Here is a 20812-nt window from a genome sequence, read left to right on the forward strand (position 1 = left end):
CTTTGCTTGAGGATGGCTTCACTCTTGTTTCAGGATTGCATCACTCCAGTTTCACTATGACTCTACTCTAGCTTCATAATGAATAGCCTCAAGCTCAGCGCTTACCTTTAAACGCTTTGGCGCTATGCTTATTGATGCTACGGCGATTCGCCTGTTTATCCCGTGGTGGTCGCTTACGCTCAACCTTGCTATCTGCGGTGCCATCACTGGTATTTTCACTCGGCTTATCCGTGACCGGAAAGTCAGCCAATAATGCCAGCGGTAACTCCCGCGCAGTTAAACTGCGGATCGCCGTTAAAGTAGTCATTTCACCGTGGCACACGAGGGAAATCGCCAGCCCTTTTTCGCCAGCGCGCGCGGTGCGGCCAATGCGGTGCACGTACACAGGCGCACTCATAGGCAAATCCAAATTGATGACCACAGGCAAGGCATCGACATGAATGCCGCGCGCCATCAAGTCAGTCGCCACTAATACTTGAATGCGATTAGCTTTAAAGTCGGCCAAGGTTTGGCTGCGCACGCTTTGATCTTTTTCACCGTGCAGCGCGGCGACTTTCATCCCCGCTTTGGCGAGCCGTTTAGCAACGGCATCGGCATCATCACGGGCGCTGATAAACACCAACACCTGCGGCCATTGATATTGTTTTAACAACGCAATCAGTGCCTGTGCTTTACTGCCCTTGTTGACTAAATAGAGTTGTTCTTCGATTTCAGCAGCCACTGAATTCACCTTGTGGGCTTCGACCCGTAACGGCTGATTCACCAGCAGCTTGCCCGCCAATGTATCCAACGCCTCGGGCAAGGTGGCGGAAAACAACGAGGTTTGCTTAAGCTTCGGCATAAACGCCATCAGCTTTTGCACATCGGGCCAGAACCCCATTTCCAGCAGGCGGTCAGCTTCATCCAGCACAAGATGTTTTATCGAATCGAGGCTGATGTGGGACTGTTTGCATAAATCCAGTAAACGCCCAGGGGTTGCCACTAATACCTGCGGCTTGGCTGCAAGTTCTACTAATTGATCTTCCAAGGGGACGCCGCCACACAGAAGCTGAATGTTCAACGAAGCCGATAACTGACTTGCCACCGCTTGCAACGCTTCAGTCACTTGCAGCGCTAATTCCCGTGTAGGAACCAGCACTAACGCCAGCGCATTTGAGGGCGGCACAGACTTAGCACCCTGTAACTGTGTTTGCTGTTGCAACAAAAGTTGTTGTAGAAGTGGCAAACCAAAAGCTAAGGTTTTCCCGCTACCGGTTTGTGCTAAGGCTAACAAATCCCTTCCCGCTAGAATGGCCGGAATCGCGAGTTGCTGCACCTTTGTCGGATGCACCAGCGTTGCAGGCAAAGCCTTAAGTAACGCCGAATTTATGCCAAGCTCAGCAAAAGTTAACGACTCAGGGGAAGAAGAAAGCTCGGGAAAGGTCATCACAGCACCGGATCAAAACATGGGAGCGAAAGTTTACTGAGAGTTGGCAGTGAATACCAATGTTGTTTCGGCTTTTACGCAAGCCTTAGTACAGTTTGCGACGATACTGTTTGCAACGGTACTCTTTGCGACGATATGGTTTGCAATGATGCTGTTTGCAACAATACAGTTACGGCATTTACGTTACGCCGTTAAGAAAGTCTAGTTTTAAACTTCGTTTGAATTTCTAAACCGAATATCAAATCAAAATCGACATCAAAGTCGTGGGGCTTCACCCCCTGATGTTAAATCAAGAGTCGACCAAGAGGGCTCAACAGCAATCCCCTCTTGGATCTCCCCTGCCAACAAGCTCCATGCCTAACGGCCAGTTGGCAGGAATGGATGTATTCCTGTCGCTTAGGTGTTCGTGGTGTATCTTAAAAGAGACTCATGCCGCATCTTTCTTATGTGCGCAAAGTTAACGCAGGTGATGGGATGGTAGATTTTAATCCCACAGCTTTCGTGAGCGCTTATGGTAGAATCCCGCCTAATCAGCTTTATGAATGTGCAACACAACTCATTTGTTTAACTGAACGTAGTGGAACACTACCGTGATTAACTAAATGAGGAGAACAGATTATGAGTAAGTTAAATGCCGAAGAACGTAAAGCCCGCGATAACGCCCGTTTTTCACAACGCGTCGATGAACGCCGCACAAAAGGTGAAGACGTGGTCGCCTACGTGCTAGGCAACAAGCTCGCGTTTAAGTTTCTGACTAAACCAGAGAGACACGAATTTAAACAAAGAGAAGCCGCACTTGAAGAAGAAGCCAAACTTAAAAAGCAGCAAGCGTTTCAGCTTAAAACCGAGCAAGAGTTAGAGAAAGTAGAAGCCGCATTTACTGTTCCAGAAGAGTAACCTCTCAAAAGAGCCATTGATTATAATTGATGGCTCACGCATACCCCATTTCCAAACTTCGTTTGGATTTTTAAATCAAAATCAACGTCGTGGGGCTTCACCCCACACCCGACCAAGGAGGACTGCTCGTCCTATCAAAAACGTCCATGTTAAATTGCCAGCTCGATATCCCTATCTCGCGCTCAAAACGGCCGTTGGCCTTCGCCCTTGGATGCTCCCTTGACGAACAAAGTTCATATCTAACTACCCGTTCGCCATTCTATTGTGGACTACTGATTCTGAACAATAATGTTCAATAACACGGATGTATCTCATATCTTTAAATCCATTCCTTTGCTACATTCGATTGTAAAGCGTTAAGTTGCTGTCTGATTATTTTTTAGGAGGAAGTGTGATCAGATTATTTTTGTTGTTCATTGCATTAAGCCAATTACTAATATCATCAGTCTATGGAAAAGAACTGAAATTTGCCGTAGTGCCAAAATTTTATAGTGTTTTTTTTGATCAAAGCAAAACGGGCTGTATAGATGCTGCAGCACAAATTGAAGGCGTGGAATGTATATATCGAGGACCCGAAATAAGCAGTGTTAGATTGCAAGATCAGGTAATAAATCAACTGATTGACGAAGGTATCGATGGTATCGCGGTCGCGGTTACACAATCTAAATACCTCGTTGAAAATAGCCTAAAAAGAGCCAAAGAAGCCGGAATACCAATTGTTACCTATGACTCTGATTTTGATGCTTCTATCAAAGAAGAACCTAAGAATTTACGCCTAGCTTATATAGGCACTGACAATTTTGAACTGGGTAAGTCATTGGGTGAACAGTTAAAAAAGCTACGGCCAAATGGCGGAACGTTGATAATGCATTCTGGGCGGCCAGATTCCCCCAATCTGAATTTAAGACTTATGGGTGTACGTTCCGCCTTATCAGGGCAAAAATACGATACTCCGCCAGGGGAATTACTTAATGGCGACTTTGGCTGGACAGAAGTTAGAGAACCTTTTTTTAACTTTGATCAACTTAGTCAAGCCGTAAAACAAATGGAATCAGTGATGAAAGGTAAGCCTGTGAAGGCAGACTCTTTTATCGCCGTTGGTGGTTGGGTGCAAAATAATGATGCGCTCTATCGTGAAATGATTACTCCATACCAAGAAAAAATTAACAACAAAGAAATCGTCATTATTATTACTGATACGTCACCAGAGCAGTTAACGATGCTGAAAGATGGTCTTGCTCATGTTAATGTGGGTCAAAATCCATATGAAATGGGAAGACAAGCAATTTTGACGCTTTATAAAATTGTCACAAAACAAAAGTATGAAGAAACAATCTACACACCTGTTACGTTTTGCACTCCTCAAAACGCTGACACCTGCGACAAGCGTACCGGAATGTGACGCAAAAATGATGGATTAGGCCAGTACACCTATCAAAAGAGCCATTGCTCATAATTGATGGCTCACGCTCAATTATCTATCTTTATAAACAGAGTCTATGACTATAAATATTTAAAGCATTTCTGTGTCCGAAATTTATTTTTAAAATTTTCCCTTAACATTCACAACAGGCGTTCTATCTTAGCTATACAATTAATCAGGTTGGCTTTATAAAATAAAAAGCATATAGGTTAAAAAATGAATGATATAGATAATTCACGTTATGAAGACTTAGATTGGGCTGAAAGTGAAAGTTTAATTGAAGAATCGACAATACTCCAATTGATAAATGATTCAGAAGTTGAGCCTAATTTATTCAATACATTTGATTGGTTAAATAATATGTATGAAAGAATTCAAGAGCCAACTACAGAGTTACTTTCCGAAAAACTAACTAATTTATCATCAGTTACTCCAGAATATAGAGGGAAAGATTTTGATACTAGTGATAGAACCATCGGGCTAAATGAAATTGAAACTCTTGAAAAACAATACAATAAAATAGCAGAACGTGAAGAATGGAGAATTCCATATAAAAAACACTTTAGACAAGGCAATCCTTTAGAAATATTTCTTCAAGATATTAGCTATGGCAGCTACCCTCCTCCAGAAGTAATGATGATGCTAGCAAAATGCTTTAGCTTATACTTGATAGCTGAGGGAAAATTATCGTTAGAGGAGGTGTTTTTTGGGCGACAGGTTAAAAGAGCGGGTAATTATTCGATGAGAAAAGCCCGTAGCTCAAACTTTAAAGAGTTTCACTATCAAGTAGAGCACAATAAACAGTTCGCAATAAAATCTAGTACCTCATTTAATCTTCAGGATTTTGCTCTGGATTATCTACGAAAATGTGAACAAAATGAAACTGACTGCCCGATAGTTGATTTTACTGAAGCTAATATAGAAAGCTTTATTACCTCTTATTATAGGTGGAAGAAGCAATACTTAAATGAGTCAAAATCGATAATCGATTTTAAAGAAACTCAAAATGATGCCATTCATGCCTTAATCTCACTTGGATACCCCAGCTCAAAAGCTAAGGAGGTCGTTTTAAAGCAATATAACCAAAGGCTCACTGCAGAAGAAATCATAAAAAAAGCCATTATTTCTTTATTAGAATAACAAATAAGCCGTTTATTTGTTTTTGAACAAAAAAGCTATATGTGAATAATAAGAGGTCAGTGAACCAAAGAGGAACTGACATGGCTAATAAAAAACACCCAATAACACGCAAAACAATGCATCCGACATCAATAACCAGATCTGAGTCCACTCTCAAGATAGGAAGAAAAAGTAGGCTGCTTTACTCTCAAAATTCAATTAAGCAGCACACGGATACCTGTGCAGATCGTGAGTTTGAATCTGAGTTCCTAAAACAACAAAACGAATCAAACAGCATGTTACTCTGCTCACCCCCTCTCAGTAATAGTATGAATAATTTACTATTTACTGCTCCTGAAGCCGCACTACCAAATACCGGAAGTCCGGTTTATGAATTGCTTTTAATTCTATCTGATGGCAACAAGCATGCTAGAGATCATCTTTGTAATTTGCTTGGTGGTGGCTTTAGAGGCTATCTACAAAAACTAACAGGAGAGTGTTACCAGTACTGGTTTATACACTCAGAGCAAAGTGAATATAACGGTAAGAGGCAAGCTTTATATTGGCTTGATGAGAGTCACTTTTCTTGCGATTTGCAACAAGACAAAGATGCTAGGACTATCGCAAAAAAACAATATAAAGACCGCTCGTATTATGGCAGTAAGAGTGCAGTTAAACGTTTACAGCAAGCAAAACAAGATAAAGTGGATGCTGATACAGAGTATCAACAACGAATAGGTAGTAAATACCGGCTCAATACCAAAAAAATTTAAAATCTATAACTTTTATGCCAGAACAATTTATTGATAACACCAGAATCTAAGGAATACACCATCCCCTCGGAGTTGCCGCAGGGCGAATAGACAAATTGCGTGAGTCTTGCCATGGATGGCAAGCTAGCTTTCGCAGGTGCAGGGACGCATCCTTCGGAAGCGATAGCAAATTTGGCAATGAGCACAAGGGGCTTTCAACTCCGTTAGGGGCGTCATGGAGCATCCAAGGAGGATAGGACGAGCAGTCCTCCTTGGTCGGGTGTGGGGTGAAGCCCCACGACTTTGACTTTTCTTTAAAAAAGAGAAACCTAAAGCTAGGTTTAAGTCACAAACAATCTCGGCTATAAAGCCAAATAGCAAAGCAGAACAATCAAACTCACATCAAACCTTTTAAGTTGTTTTAGCGTAAAAACAGCCATAAAAAAGCCCCGCTAGTACTAAACACTGCGGGGCTTTATTCATCTAGCGCGCTGCTAACATAACAGCAGCGCTATCAAACCAAGTTAGCTATTCAGATCTTGAAAGAACTTTTTCACGCCATCGAAAAAGCCCTCAGCCTTTGGGCTGTGCTTCTTTGACTCACCGGTTAAGGTGGCTTCAAATTCGCGTAACAGTTCTTTTTGACGATCGTTTAAGTTAACTGGGGTTTCCATAACCACTTTGCAGAGCAAGTCGCCTACCGCATGGCTGCGAACCGACTTGACGCCTTTGCCACGTAAACGGAACATACGACCCGTTTGCGTTTCGGCTGGGATCTTCAGGCTGACTTTACCATCCAGTGTTGGCACTTCAATCTCACCGCCTAGGGCCGCTTTACTGAAGGATATCGGCACTTCGCAGTAAAGGTTGTTGCCATCACGGACAAAAATCGCATGCTCACGCACACTGACCTGAACGTATAAATCCCCTGCTGGCGCGCCAAACTCACCCGCTTCGCCTTCACCCGCTAAACGAATACGGTCACCCGTATCAACGCCGGCTGGGATCTTAACCGATAAGGTTTTGCTCTTTTCAACACGGCCATCGCCATGACACTTAGTGCAAGGATCTTTGATGATCTTGCCGCGGCCATGACAGGTTGGACAAGGCTGTTGCACCGCAAAGAAACCTTGGCGCATTTGCACTTGGCCTTGACCATGACAGGTGCCACAGGTGGTTGCAGAGGTGCCTTTTTTAGCGCCGCTGCCTTCACACAGATCGCAAGTCGCCAGCGTTGGAATCCGCAGTTCTTTGGTTAAGCCTTTAACGGCTTCTTCCAGTGATAACTCTAGGTTGTAACGTAAATCTGAGCCGCGGGCCGCTTGGCGTTGACCGCCACGACGTCCACCGCCGAAAATATCGCCAAAGACATCACCGAAAATATCGCCGAAATCGCCTTGACCACCACCGTAACCACCGCCACCGCGATTAGGATCCACACCCGCATGACCAAATTGGTCGTAAGCCGCTTTTTTGTCGGCGTCGGTTAGGATCTCATAGGCTTCTTTAATTTCTTTAAAGTTAGCTTCTGCGGTTTTGTCGCCTGGGTTGCGATCTGGGTGAAATTTCATGGCCAGACGTTTGTAGGCCTTTTTAATTTCACGTTCGCTAGTGTCACGACTGACACCTAATACTTCGTAATAATCTCGCTTTGACATAATCTCATGCTTCTCAGCTGGTGTTGAACAAACGGGCGTTAGGGTTGCCCCGTAACGCCCGCCTAGAAATTAACGCTTTGAAATCAATCTATTTGATTGAAAACAAGTCATTATTTCTTGTCGTCTTTCACTTCTTCGAATTCAGCATCGACAACGTCATCGGCAGCAGCGTTAGCCTGTTTGCCCGCGTCGGCATTGTCGCCGCCTTGAGCTTGAGACTTAGCTTGAGCGATTTCCATCAGCTTAGCAGATGCTTCGATCAGTTCTTGAGTTGCCTTTTCAATGGCTTCTTTGTCATTGCCTTTGATAGCAGTGTCAACAGCATCCATCGCAGCTTGGATTTTCTCTTTATCTTCGCTTGGCAGTGCATCGCCCGCTTCTTCAACTTGTTTCTTAGTTGCGTGAACTAAGCCGTCAGCTTGGTTGCGTGATTGCACTAACTCTTCAAACTTCTTGTCTTCATCTGCGTGAGCTTCTGCATCACGTACCATTTGCGCCACTTCTTCTTCGCTTAAGCCAGAAGATGCTTTGATAGTGATGTTTTGTTTCTTGCCGGTTTTCTTGTCTGTCGCAGACACATGCAGAATACCGTCGGCATCGATGTCGAACATCACTTCAATTTGTGGCTGGCCACGTTGTGCTGGCTCAATACCGTCTAAGTTGAACTGACCTAATGACTTGTTCGCGCTCGCTTGCTTACGCTCACCTTGCAGTACGTGAATGGTCACTGCACTTTGGTTGTCATCGGCTGTTGAGAACACTTGCTGCGCCTTAGTAGGAATAGTGGTGTTCTTCTCAATCAACTTAGTCATCACGCTGCCCATGGTTTCGATACCAAGAGACAGTGGTGTTACGTCTAACAGTAATACGTCTTTCACGTCGCCTGACAGAACACCCGCTTGAATTGCAGCACCTACGGCTACCGCTTCGTCTGGGTTCACGTCTTTACGAGGTTCTTTGCCGAAGAAGTTTGTCACTGCTTCTTGAACCTTAGGCATACGTGTTTGACCACCCACTAGAATCACTTCGTTGATGTCTGTTACAGATAAATCTGCATCAGCCAGGGCAACTTTCAGTGGCTCTAATGTACGGAGAATCAAGTCTTCAACCAGTGATTCCAATTTAGCACGAGTGATTTTAATCACTAAATGCTTAGGACCTGTTGCGTCTGCCGTGATGTATGGCAGGTTCACTTCAGTATGGTTGGTGCTTGAAAGTTCAATTTTCGCTTTTTCTGCTGCTTCTTTCAGACGTTGCATTGCTAATGGATCTTTACGCAGATCTAAGCCTTGCTCTTTCTTGAATTCATCAGCTAAGTAGTTGATCAAACGGTTGTCAAAGTCTTCACCACCTAAGTGGGTGTCACCGTTGGTTGCCAACACTTCAAATGTTTGGTCGCCATCGTTGCTGTCGATTTCGATGATAGAGATATCGAATGTACCACCACCTAAATCGTATACCGCAACAATGTTGTCGCCTTGTTTCTTATCAATACCGTAGGCTAATGCTGCTGCCGTTGGTTCGTTGATAATACGTTTAACATCAAGACCTGCGATACGACCCGCATCTTTAGTCGCTTGACGTTGTGAATCGTTAAAGTAAGCAGGAACAGTAATAACCGCTTCTGTTACTTCTTCACCTAAAAAGTCTTCTGCGGTTTTCTTCATCTTTTTCAAGATTTCTGCAGAAACTTGTGGTGGAGCCATCTTGTTGCCACGCGATTCAACCCATGCATCACCGTTGTCGGCTGCAATGATTTTGAATGGCATGATGTTCACGTCACGTTGGACTTCGTCATCTTTAAAGCGACGACCGATCAAACGCTTAATCGCGAAGAATGTGTTAGTTGGGTTAGTCACAGCTTGACGTTTTGCTGGCGAACCGACAATGGTTTCATCATCTGTATAAGCGATGATTGACGGGGTTGTGCGATCGCCTTCAGCGTTTTCTAACACACGTGCTTTGCCACCATCGAGGACAGCTACACAAGAGTTTGTTGTGCCTAAGTCGATACCAATAATTTTACCCATGAGGTCCTCCGAAAAATTTCATTCAATCTAAATTTGTTTAGTTGGTTTTGATATGGGGCTAGACGGTTGAAATATCAAGTCCATCGTTGGCCACCTTCTCTGCCTTGATACCTATATTGGGACAGGGAATTTAATTACAAGGGCGAACAAAAAAATTTTCTGATTTATCTTTCTCGCATCTACAGCGGGATAAAATATCCAAGCAGATAAAATAGTCTTGCTTATCAACTAAAGCTGTTATTCAATCTGCCCACATTTGGCGGATGTTTATCCAGGTAAGGTAGCAGAGTGAAGTCTTCAAATTTAGCGTACGTGTATGGCATGGCGGCGGTCTTCCTCTGGTCTACTGTGGCCACGGCCTTTAAGATTGCCTTGAGTTACTACACGCCATTGCAACTGGTGTTTGTTGCCGTACTCACGTCGATTATTGCCCTTGCCGGTATCCTGGCTTGGCAAAAAAAGCTTTCCTTACTCAAGCAACAATTTTTACGCCGCCCCATGTTTTATCTGGTGACAGGGCTCATCAATCCCTTCCTCTACTATGTGGTGCTGTTTAAGGCGTATTCCTTACTGCCAGCGCAGCAAGCGTTGTCACTTAATTACACTTGGGCGGTATTACTGCCGTTACTGGCTGCGCCTTTGTTAAAGCAACATTTGCGTAAGAGCGACATTGCTGCGGCGCTGATTGCCTACACTGGGGTGTTTATCATTGCCACCGGCGGCGATATCAGCGGCTTTAGCTTTGATAGCCCGCTTGGGATCGGACTGGCGCTGACCAGCACCTTACTTTGGTGCCTATATTGGATCGTCAACACTAAAGATCAAGGCGATCCCGTGGTGAGTTTATTATTGAGTTTTCTTATCGGCTTACCTTTTATTGCCGTCACTTTAGTGCTGACAGATACCCTGCCCAGTTTTAGTCTTAAGGCGATATTTGCAGGTGTGTATGTGGGCTTATTTGAGATGGGCATTACCTTCGTGCTCTGGTTAATGGCGCTGAAAACCGCCACTCGTACCGCGAACATCAGCACTATGGTGTTTTTATCCCCTGTGATGTCGATTGGTTTTATCGCGTGGATTTTGCAAGAAACAATTGCGATGGCGACCTATCTCGGCCTAGCGTTTATTTTATCAGGGATGATGTTGCAACAACTTTGGCCCCGTTATACCGAGCGCAAAAGCAAAATAAGCCCAAAGCCAAAGCTAGCTGAATGATGGTTGAGAGATAGCTGAGTGATGGCAGAGTCATCACTGAATCGTCGCCTGAAATAAACTTGGCTCACTGCAATGAGCCAATTAAAGAACGTAAAAACCGAAGTGGCTAACGTTTTACATCAAAATTAAGCGCTAATATCACCCATTTTGTGAAGGAGTATAGAATGACCCCGGCCGTTCGATTGGCGAAAAAAGCCAAAATTGCGTTTGATATCCTAGAGTACAGCCACGATCCACACTGCGCCGCCTACGGCGAAGAAGCTGCCAACACCTTAGGGCTTGAACCCGCACAAGTGTTTAAAACCCTTTTAGTCGCCATCGACAAAGCCCATGCGCCAATTGCCGTTGCCCTCGTGCCCGTCGATCATCAGCTCAATCTAAAAGCCGTGGCGAAATGCTTAGGACAAAAGAAACTGCAAATGGCCGATGCCGAACTCGCGCAAAAATCCTCAGGTTATATGGTTGGCGGCATTAGTCCCTTAGCGCAGAAAAAACAGTTACCGACCTTAATTGATGACAGCGCTCAAGGCTTCGAGAGGATTTATGTCAGCGCGGGCCGACGCGGTTTGGAGATAAGCTTAGCGGCCACTGACTTAGCCCAGCTTTGCAAAGGCGAATTTGCCGATATCAAGACGCTTTAAGCCACATCGACCACATTAAGCACAAGTCATTCGACGTTAAGTAATCCACTCCATTAAATAGCACGCGCTCATGTTGGATAACTCGCAAACAAGACCCTAGCAACAACAAAATTGGCTTCAGCGAACTGAGTCTACATTAGAAAGCGTTTGATAATGCCTAGACTTGCGTCTATAAATTGTACTGAGGTACAAATCGACTAAGGATAGTCAGATGGAAAAATCAACCCAATGGGCCCCGGAAAATAGCATCAGCCCACTAAGCTGGTGCGCCATGCTACTCTGCATCGCCTTATTTATTTATGAGCATTTCTGGGGAAACAGTTTTACCACTATGGTGGTCATGCTCTATTGCAGTTTTATGCTGCCCTCGGTATTACTCACCCGCAGAGTGCAGGAAAAGTACTTTATTTATACCTTGGAATACATCAAAGCCTTTCGTAAATTCACTACAGTTATGTCGACGCTATTCTTCTGTATTTGGTTACTTGCCACCTATACGCCGCTTCTCCATTGAAGCACTGCCATAAATAGACTCTGCAAATTGGCACTTACAATCAAACATTGCGAACAAAAAAGCCGTCAACACAGTGTGTTAACGGCTTTGATTTTATGGTTTTTAACCGCTAAACACGGCTAGTGTAATCACCCCATGCTAACCACTTGTAAGTGGTTAATGCCTCAAGCCCCATTGGGCCGCGAGCATGGAGTTTTTGCGTGCTCACAGCCACTTCGGCGCCAAGGCCAAACTGACCGCCATCGGTAAAACGCGTGCTGGCATTGACATACACAGCCGCTGAGTTCACTTCGTTCATAAAGTGCACCGCTGCGTGAATGTCATCGGTCAAAATCGCTTCCGAATGGCCGCTAGAATATTGGCGAATATGACTAACGGCGGCATCGATATCGCTCACCACTTTAATGCCTAAGGTTAACGACAACCATTCGATGCCAAAATCCTCAGCCTTGGCGAGCGTCACATCAAACCCTAAACCATCAAGCAGACTAAAGCTTGTGTCACAAACTGAAAAACGCACGCCTAAACGATGCAGATACTCGGCAATTTGCGGCACAAATGTGCTCGCCACGCGCTCATCCACCAGCAAGGTATCAAGCGCATTACACACAGTTGGACGCTGCACTTTGGCGTTAGCGATCACGGCTAAAGCGCGCTCAAGATTGGCATTTTTATCGACATATAAATGACAAATACCAATGCCGCCTAAAATCACCGGAATGGTCGCCTGCTCAGCACATAAGCGCTGCAGTGCTTGACCGCCGCGGGGCACTATCATGTCGACATATTGATCGAGCTTAAGTAAACCTGTCACTAAAGCTCTGTCTGAAGAATCAATAAATTGCACCGCATCTATCGGTAAACCTTGAGCGACAATCGCGCCGCGGATCACGTCACTAATGAGTTTATTCGATGCTAGGGTTTCTTTGCCGCCACGGAGGATCACCGCATTACCGGTTTTAAGGGCAAGTACCGCGATATCAACAGTCACATTAGGCCGAGCTTCGTAAATCACCCCGATAACCCCAAGTGGTACTCGGCGGCGAGTCAGCCTTAAACCGTTATCTAATAATTTACTGCCAAATTCTTCGCCTACCGGGTCAGCAAGGCGGATCACATCGCTAATATCGCCAATAATGCCCGCCAGACGCGCATCATCGAGCAACAATCTGTCGATCATCGCATCCGTTAATCCATCGGCTTTAGCGGCGGCAACATCTTTAGCATTCGCGGCTAAAATGGCGGCGGCGTTTTCTGTCAGCGCATCGGCGATAGCTTCAAGCAAACCAGCCTTTTGGCTCGCCGTTAAGTTGGCTAAGGCATAACTTGCCTGTTTGGCATTATTACCAAGTTGCTGTAAATACTGATCTTGATTAATTTGACTCAAAACAGACCTCGCTTATAAGACAACCATGTCGTTGCGGTGCACGATTGCGTCACCATAATCGTAACCGAGTAAAGACTCGATCTCGTCGGAATGCTTGCCCGCGATCAAACTGAGGGCTTGGCCGCAGTATCGTGTCATCCCTTTAGCAATCACTTTACCCTGTTGGTCAACTAATTGCAGCGTTGCGCCGCGCTCAAACTGGCCTTTAACGCCGACGATACCTTTAGACAATAGGCTGCGGCCCTTGTCTGTCACGGCTTTGACCGCGCCCGCATCGAGCACTAAAGAACCTTGAGTCGCAGGGCCGGCTAAAATCCACTGTTTACGGCTTTCAAGCGGGTTTTCGATGGCACTAAAATGTGTCCCAACGGATTCCTTGCTCACCACTTTTTTAATCACATCGGGGTGATGGCCAGAGGCGATAACCACTTCGATGCCCGCACGGCGAGCAATATCCGCCGCTTCCAATTTAGTCGACATTCCGCCCGTACCTAAACCAGAAACAGACCCGCCCGCCAACATACGTAGGCTGTCGTCAATCTTGACGACTTGGGAGATCAACTTAGCATTCGGGTTCGTGCGCGGATCGGCATCGAATAAGCCCTTTTGATCCGTCAATAAAATCAATAAGTCAGCATCACACAGCAGTGCGGCACGGGCCGACAGATTGTCGTTATCACCGACTTTGATTTCATTCGTGGCAACAGCATCGTTTTCATTGATGATCGGCACAATATTATTCGCCAGCAAGGCATTGAGCGTGTCGCGGGCGTTGAGGTAACGCTCCCTATCCTGCAAATCGGCACGGGTCAGCAGCAATTGGCCGACATGCAGCCCATAAATACTAAAGAGTTGTGACCAAGCGAGGATCAACTGACTTTGCCCGACAGCGGCTAACAATTGCTTATTGGCCATAGTGTCGGGCAGTGTCGGGTATTGGAGATGTTCACGCCCAGCGGCAATGGCCCCCGAGGTGCATAATACGACTTCGACCCCTGACTTCATCAGTGCGGCCATTTGACGAGCAAGCTCAACCATGTGGGCTTTATCTAGCTGTTTACTGCCAGAGGTCAGCACACTCGTCCCCAATTTCACTACTACGCGGCGATACGCAATCTCACTTAAGTTCATTATTCATTTGTAAAAAATAACCGAACAATCCTTATACCTAATCCGCTGGGTAATTGGTAGCAAGGAGTTATTAACTCGAGATAAATTTTCGATTTTGCTTAGAATCGCGCATGAAAAAGGGCCATCGATGAGATGACCCTCAAAAAATATTGTCTATTGTAGACAATCTACGTTGTGAGCTCGCACTGCACGGGTCACTAATCGACAGCCTTAGCCATAGATAAACTTAGCTACAAACAGCGCGGCCAAGACGACAATGCCCACATTGAGATCGCTAAAGCGACCTGTGAGTAATTTGATTGCGGCGTAAGAGATCATCCCAAAGGCGATGCCTGTGGCGATAGAAAACGTCAGTGGCATTAATATACACACAACGACTACCGGTGCGGCTTCAGTCAAATCTTCCCATTCGACATGCACGAGTCCCGACATCATCAGAATCGCCACATAAAACAGTGTGCCCGCCGTCGCATACGCTGGGATCATGCCCGCCAATGGCGACAGGAATAACGCAGCAATAAAGAGTAATCCCACGACAACTGCCGTTAAACCAGTACGACCACCCGCGCTCACTCCCGCCGTACTTTCGATATAACTTGTGGTCGTCGACGTACCAAAAGCGGCGCCCGCAATAGTCGCTAAACTGTCGGCGGTTAAGGCACGGTTTAATCGCGGTAAACGGCCCTTCTCATCGAGGAAACCACCGCGCTGCGCAACCGCAACTAAAGTGCCAGAGGTATCGAAAAGATCGACAAATAAGAAGGCAAACACCACAGATAACATGCTGACTTCAAAGACTTGGGATAAATCCATCTTCAAAAAGGTTGGCATGATCGATGGCGGCATAGACACAATGCCGTGATACTGCACATCGCCAAACACTAATCCCAGCCCTGTGATAATCAAGATACTTAGGATAACCGCCGACTTCATTCCACGTTGCACCATAGCAATGATCAGGAAAAAGCCTAACACAGCCATGACCGCCGGAAATGCAGTGATATCGCCTAAGGTCACTAAGGTTGCAGGGCTTGCCACCACAATACCGGCACTCTTAAGGCCGATCAGCGCAAGGAACAGACCAATACCAGCGGCAATACCAATACGCAGCGACATGGGAATGCTATTTACAATCCACTCTCGAATGCGCACTAAAGATAAGATTAAAAAGCAAATACCCGACAGGAATACCGCGCCAAGTGCTGTCTCCCAGCTGTAACCCATTTCGCCCACAACTGTGTAGGTAAAGAAGGCGTTCAGCCCCATGCCGGGTGCAAGTGCGATAGGATAATTCGCCATCAAGCCCATAACTAAACAGCCGACAGCCGCAGCTAAACAAGTCGCCACGAATACAGCCCCATGGTCCATGCCCGCATCGGCTAACATCATTGGATTCACAAAAATGATGTAGGCCATGGTCATAAATGTGGTCAAACCTGCGACCGCTTCCTGCTTGAGGCTCGTTTGATTTTGTTTCAGTTTGAACAGTTTTTCTAACATGGAACAAGGTTCCTTTTTATTTTAAGTATGTAGGGTAGTTAGATGTAAACACTATGTAACGTGATGACATTTGCAGCCGATTATAGGGAGTTTAGGCTGGTCAGGCCAGAGGAGAGGCTGTCGTACGGAAAAATAATGAAGGGAAATGTTAACTAATCTTGCTTGCTGTAGCTTTTTTACCAGTACGGAAAATACTTAGGACGAAGAACACCAAAGCAGCGACGAGAAAGCATACCAGACCGATGATATCCATTGAATACGCGTTGTATATTGCCCCCATAAAAAAGATCAATGACGCAATTTTTAAAGGATTTTTAAATTTAAAGAATGTTTTCATACAGATCCTTTTAAGTCCTAACGCATGGCACTAATAGCGCGAAATATGCGTGACCGAAGCAGTAATCAATTAGTAGCTTAATTAGCGAAAGTAGCACTTTGGAGTTGAATTTAGATATTAACTTCCGGTAACTTCAACTTTATAAAACTGACTCTTTTCTGAAAGCTGTTTAAATACCCAAGGTGGATTCAGTACCGATATGTTCTTGACGCCAAGTTTATTCAGATCGCTGATGGCGTAATACCAACCGACATAACTACCCGCATCTTCATATTTTTTATATTTATCACTTTGGCCAAGTGTGGTGATGTTGGGATTAACGCCTAGTTTTTGAAAGAAATCAGCTTCTCTTGCCAGCGTTTTTTCACCATATTCATCAAAGTGTTTTTGAGTGGCCTCGCGCTCAGATTCAGGTAAGGTTTTGATAAATTCAGCGACTCCAGCAGCCATGCCAGTGGTTCCACCATGAAAGCCTATCAAGGCATGGTTCGTGATTCGTTTTTCATGTGCAGCAGGGAAAACGTAGTTAGCACATGAAGATAAACAATACTCAGTCACCTCAACGTTTAAGCTGTTCTTGTTGATAAACTCGGCTAAATCAAGGCCTAAATTAACTTCACCACCAACACTCTTAATGGCTAGCCATTTTATTTTTGAAGTATTTTTCTTAAATATTTCAAACACCATTTCATTGGCTTCTTTTGCTAACCCTCCTTGATAGTGAATCTTATCACCGTCTAAGAACACTTGAGTTGGCTCATTTGCGTAGCAAAATGTGCTGGTAAAAATCAAACTTAAAGAAAATAGATTTAAAAACTTAGCCATACCGATTCCTTTTGGTATACAACAGCCTATCAACGATAGTCCTGGCAACTACACTTAAGTAAATGAAAGTAAATAACATTTTATTCAGCAAGTTACTGGCAGCGACCAGTTATGACAATAAGCAGTTAGTCTGAATAAAAGCAAGAAGGTCAAAATTGTTTTCGTGGGTATACATGTATGCCTAAAACGGGATTAATTGCCTAAACGAACTTAGGTACATAGACATTTTGGCAGTAATAGAAGCTAAAACTATGACGTTAAAGGTTGGGAAGTGAACATCGCCACTTTGCGCGTACTCTCAATGCCCTTGATAGGTACTATTTATCCAGCTACTCATAATGTTGATCGTATCGTCATTATTTGGCAGGTTTAAATGCTTTACCTTTGGGATGATTTTGACGAGCGCATGAGGAGCATTTTTACTAATAACGGCTTCGAACTTTTCTGCGTAAAATGCTTCATCATCTGCACCCACTAAGACTAATAAAGGTTTATTATTTTTTTGCAGATTCTTTTCATACGCTTGAGGTGAAAAAGATTCATTTAACCTGTAAGAGTAGCTTTCAGCCTGTAATGGGTCGCTCCATTCTTTTGGGCGGTTAAAAAATAGCACAGGTAGAGAGTTAAACAGCTTAATTCCAACATTATTTAACATCGTCAATCCTATATAACGTCTAGTCGATACCTGAACCCATCCTCCCGAATTTGGCCTTACAGTTGGTGCCCGATAGCCAAGATAAGGGGCGAGGAGCAGATATCCATCAAATGCGACACGATCTCCTCCTGCATATTTTATCGCTAAACCGCCACCGGATGAGTGTCCTCCGAGAATGATAGATGAATTAGGGTATTGTTGACTAAGATGCAGCCTAAGATCCTCCAAGTCATCCTCATACTGTCCTATATAATCGATATCTCCCAATGTCTTTTGTGCTGATCGACCATGGCCACGCAGATCTGGAATAACCACACTTATCTCAGTTGCAATGGATAATTTTTGAGCTGGGTGCAGCAAATACCGACCTTCCGCTCCAGAACCATGTAATAGAACCAGAATCGTATTCGTCTTGCCGGCGATAAATCTGTAAAACAACTCACTTCCGCTACGCGAAGCATACGTTTGCTCACTTAGTTGAAGGTTATCTGCTTTACCATTTAAAACATCAAAATCCAGACTATCAACGACAGGCTGTTTTCTAACGGGTATACATACCAATAATGATGCAAGCGCTAAATAGCAAACGGGTATAGCCAATAATGATGTAAGGAGCGTCATTGTCATTTTGATACCTATCGCCTTAGTATTTATGCGCTGGCTTTCTGCAAGGCATAAGTCGTGGATTGACTTATTTTTCACGAATGACCGTTACCCATTCCTATCTCTCGAATAATAGAAACGGTATTTTCATGCTATAGGCATTTGCTTTTATGGGGTAGCAGTTTTTATACAGCTAAGTATACAGCTAAGGCAGTCATCACTTGATATCGTTTCAGCTTGTACCTCCAATGACACCTAATTTTGACAGGCTTAGAATCTAACTCATCGTGTTCGGCGTTAAACTCAGATTTGTACACCCACGGCATCCACTCCCACTCATCGGTAGTAGAATCAATAAAGCCGCCAAATCAATACCATTAGTTCAGCATCTCGCATTCTGTTTAGCTTTTGATAAATACAAATCGACTGCGATATATCAGTAAGTTGATGAGTCAAAATGTTATTAACTCAGTTGATCACTTAGGTAAGGTTTAGATAAAAAAAAGGCAAAAAAAAGCCTGCTCAATGAGCAGGCAAAGACATATTTCAAGCGTCCCTTTCGGGGAAGTACATTACCGCGCTAGCGGGAAAAACCTGGCATATCCATGCAAAAACATCGATATGCTACTTGAGTCTAAACACGCCAAAAAAGGCGATACAAAGGTTGATGGATGATGGAAACTAAACTTTAAGGAGGGTTAAGCCTTAAAGCTCATGGCGAATAAACCGCCACGCAAAACATCAGTGTTAAACCAAGTGTTCTGCCAATAAAAATGGTTGTTGCCTGTATAAGACATAGTCAATACTCCTAAATTAGTTGTGATTAAGTACTCTAGTGAAGCTTGGCTCGGTTCCCTGGAACTAGAGATTCTCATATCCGTTGAGACGACTTGTCACTCAGGTCCTTGGAGAAAAATATCCATCCTGGATAGACTAGAGAGGAAAGGCATAGCGCCTAATCCACGAAAGCAATTATATGGTTTTGTAGTTTTATTACAACCTTTATTTGTATTTTTTTTAATTAAGGCTTTTTAATGTAATTAAATTACACAATTATAGTAGGGTTAATGGCGATCTGTTTCACAGAAAAACAGAAATAATCCTGTAAGCATCTAATAAGTAAGATATTACAGAATTATTTCTTTTTGTTACTAACGATTGATCAGATATTGATACAAGCCCACCAGCGGACTGGCCGTAGGTTTGCCGTAGAGCGGATCACCTTCTGTCGCACTGCCTGCGATATCTAAGTGCATATAAGCTAAGGGAATTGGGGCTGTTACACCATGGTCAAATAGCCCCGACGCTTTCAGTAAAAATGCCGCAGGATATTGATGTCCACGGGCGGTAATCGATGATGGGGCATTATTTGAAGATAACATTTCAGCAGCGCCCGACACATCGCGGATCTTCGCGAAGTCTTCAGGTCGCAATGTAGACACTTCAAAGGGTTCGCCCCATTGAGTCGCCTGCTGTTGTAAAGTGACAGCGCATTGCTGCGAACTCGCCACTGAGTTTTCCACCGCCGCAGGATAACTGCCATAACAGCGCACTACGTGACCCGTGAGTGTTGCTACCGAAAACATTTCAGGCTTCACCGCCGACACGGCTTTGATGCGTAAATGACTCAGTAAATCTGCCAGCACTAAGCGCCCTTCGGCATCCGTATTACCAATCCGCACTCGTACACCCGCATGACTGGTGATGATTTCATCAGTCACGAAGGCTTCGCTGCCTATGCTGTTACGCACTAAACCTAACTCGGCAATCACGCGAATGCCCTTAGGCTTGAGCATTGACAAGGTTTTGAATAGCCCCGCCACGGCAGAAGCGCCGCCTTTATCACGGCTCATGCCCGCCATAGAGCCGCCGACTTTCAGATCGGCGCCGCCGGTATCGTAAATCACGCCCTTACCCGCGAACAGGAAAGTGCGAGTCACTTCACCCTCTGGCAGATATTCTAATTTCACCACCCGAGGTTGATGACGACCGACGGCAAAAGAGGATCGCGCCACGGCACTGAGCAGCGGATAGTCACGCTCTAAAATATCTCTGTCTTCTACCACTGCGGTTTTGATCACACTGCCCGCTAAGGATTGCAGGCAATAATCGGCAAAGGCTTTAGCCGACATGCGCTCAGGTTCAGTACCACATAAATCCCGCGCTAATACGCGGCCCGCTTCTAACGCATTGAGCAAATTGCTGTTATGGGTTGATGAAGATAATAACCCTATGGCCTCAAATGTAGGCGTTAAGCCCGTCGCTTCACGCAGCTCTAAGGTTTGCCACAGTTCTTGACCGCAGGCTAACGCCGCGACTTCAGCGGCAAAACCAAAACGCAGATCCTTCGATGGCACCACATATAACAACGGACGTTTGGCGCCCGCCTCTTTTGCGATAGCAATCGCCGCCCTTGCAGCATCGGCATACACACGCACATCTACATACTCGTCGTTCGCTTGGGTGACAGGCGCGATGATCAAGCGACCTCCCGCCAGACCTGGGGCAAACAGTAATGTCGGGCTCTTACCTACGCGCTTATCCACGTGGGCACCGTGCTGAGCCAATAAACTGATCTCATCAAAACCTATGGTATCCAGATCTGGCGTTACCACCACAACTGCATCCCAGCCTTCACCATCAAAAATGGCATTTTCTGCTTTTACATCAACGAAGTTAACTTGAAACATGACCCATCC

The 20812-nt window shown here is 44.9% G+C and carries 17 protein-coding genes; 8 read left to right on the forward strand and 9 right to left on the reverse strand.

Going from position 1 to position 20812, the window contains the following annotated elements; translation table 11 throughout:
* Positions 1-94: 94 nt before the first annotated feature.
* The gene (locus OX890_RS18210) at positions 95-1426 is read right to left on the reverse strand and encodes a DEAD/DEAH box helicase (RefSeq protein ID WP_268649690.1); all 1332 of its coding nucleotides are present in this window, start codon (positions 1424-1426) and stop codon (positions 95-97) included.
* Between the two features lie 49 nt (positions 1427-1475).
* Between OX890_RS18210 and OX890_RS18215 the strand changes: the two genes are divergently transcribed.
* The 5 genes from OX890_RS18215 (at position 1476) to OX890_RS18235 (ending at position 5638) form a co-directional block, all read left to right on the forward strand.
* On the forward strand, positions 1476-1631 hold the full coding sequence (locus OX890_RS18215; RefSeq protein WP_157600325.1) for a hypothetical protein: 156 nt from the start codon (positions 1476-1478) through the stop codon (positions 1629-1631).
* A 413-nt stretch (positions 1632-2044) separates the two neighbouring features.
* Positions 2045-2323 (forward strand): hypothetical protein, encoded by a 279-nt coding sequence (locus OX890_RS18220; RefSeq protein WP_028759454.1) that lies wholly within the window; start codon positions 2045-2047, stop codon positions 2321-2323.
* A gap of 391 nt (positions 2324-2714) precedes the next feature.
* Positions 2715-3725: a sugar-binding protein gene (locus tag OX890_RS18225; RefSeq protein WP_268649691.1), complete on the forward strand. Its 1011-nt coding sequence runs from the start codon at positions 2715-2717 to the stop codon at positions 3723-3725.
* A gap of 237 nt (positions 3726-3962) precedes the next feature.
* Complete coding sequence (locus OX890_RS18230; RefSeq protein WP_268649692.1) at positions 3963-4886, forward strand: RuvA C-terminal domain-containing protein; 924 nt, start codon at positions 3963-3965, stop codon at positions 4884-4886.
* 80 nt (positions 4887-4966) lie between these two features.
* Complete coding sequence (locus tag OX890_RS18235) at positions 4967-5638, forward strand: hypothetical protein (protein WP_268649693.1); 672 nt, start codon at positions 4967-4969, stop codon at positions 5636-5638.
* A gap of 503 nt (positions 5639-6141) precedes the next feature.
* Here OX890_RS18235 and dnaJ read toward each other — a convergent pair.
* A complete protein-coding gene (gene dnaJ / locus OX890_RS18240) occupies positions 6142-7275 on the reverse strand; it encodes a molecular chaperone DnaJ (protein ID WP_006082793.1) in 1134 nt (377 codons plus the stop codon).
* Between the two features lie 110 nt (positions 7276-7385).
* Positions 7386-9305 (reverse strand): molecular chaperone DnaK, encoded by a 1920-nt coding sequence (dnaK, locus tag OX890_RS18245; protein ID WP_226060583.1) that lies wholly within the window; start codon positions 9303-9305, stop codon positions 7386-7388.
* 288 nt (positions 9306-9593) lie between these two features.
* On the opposite strand from dnaK, the gene OX890_RS18250 reads away from it, so the two are divergent.
* The 3 genes from OX890_RS18250 (at position 9594) to OX890_RS18260 (ending at position 11675) form a co-directional block, all read left to right on the forward strand.
* On the forward strand, positions 9594-10520 hold the full coding sequence (locus OX890_RS18250) for a DMT family transporter (protein WP_268649694.1): 927 nt from the start codon (positions 9594-9596) through the stop codon (positions 10518-10520).
* A 164-nt stretch (positions 10521-10684) separates the two neighbouring features.
* Complete coding sequence (ybaK, locus tag OX890_RS18255; RefSeq protein WP_012090022.1) at positions 10685-11161, forward strand: Cys-tRNA(Pro) deacylase; 477 nt, start codon at positions 10685-10687, stop codon at positions 11159-11161.
* 211 nt (positions 11162-11372) lie between these two features.
* Positions 11373-11675, forward strand: coding sequence for a hypothetical protein (locus OX890_RS18260; RefSeq protein WP_006083921.1), 303 nt, complete (start codon positions 11373-11375; stop codon positions 11673-11675).
* A gap of 109 nt (positions 11676-11784) precedes the next feature.
* On the opposite strand, the gene OX890_RS18265 is transcribed toward OX890_RS18260, so the two are convergent.
* The 6 genes from OX890_RS18265 to OX890_RS18290 form a co-directional block, all read right to left on the reverse strand.
* On the reverse strand, positions 11785-13062 hold the full coding sequence (locus tag OX890_RS18265; protein WP_268649695.1) for a glutamate-5-semialdehyde dehydrogenase: 1278 nt from the start codon (positions 13060-13062) through the stop codon (positions 11785-11787).
* A 12-nt stretch (positions 13063-13074) separates the two neighbouring features.
* Complete coding sequence (gene proB, locus OX890_RS18270; RefSeq protein WP_006082800.1) at positions 13075-14193, reverse strand: glutamate 5-kinase; 1119 nt, start codon at positions 14191-14193, stop codon at positions 13075-13077.
* A gap of 210 nt (positions 14194-14403) precedes the next feature.
* The gene (locus OX890_RS18275; RefSeq protein ID WP_006083923.1) at positions 14404-15693 is read right to left on the reverse strand and encodes an NCS2 family permease; all 1290 of its coding nucleotides are present in this window, start codon (positions 15691-15693) and stop codon (positions 14404-14406) included.
* A gap of 454 nt (positions 15694-16147) precedes the next feature.
* The gene (locus OX890_RS18280; protein WP_115334017.1) at positions 16148-16855 is read right to left on the reverse strand and encodes a hypothetical protein; all 708 of its coding nucleotides are present in this window, start codon (positions 16853-16855) and stop codon (positions 16148-16150) included.
* Positions 16856-17153: 298 nt separating this feature from the next.
* Positions 17154-18137: an alpha/beta hydrolase gene (locus OX890_RS18285; RefSeq protein ID WP_268649696.1), complete on the reverse strand. Its 984-nt coding sequence runs from the start codon at positions 18135-18137 to the stop codon at positions 17154-17156.
* Between the two features lie 1127 nt (positions 18138-19264).
* The gene (locus tag OX890_RS18290; protein WP_268649697.1) at positions 19265-20803 is read right to left on the reverse strand and encodes a leucyl aminopeptidase family protein; all 1539 of its coding nucleotides are present in this window, start codon (positions 20801-20803) and stop codon (positions 19265-19267) included.
* Positions 20804-20812 lie beyond the last annotated feature (9 nt).

The sequence above is a fragment of the Shewanella sp. DAU305 genome (genome assembly GCF_026802235.1).
Lineage (GTDB): Bacteria > Pseudomonadota > Gammaproteobacteria > Enterobacterales > Shewanellaceae > Shewanella > Shewanella baltica.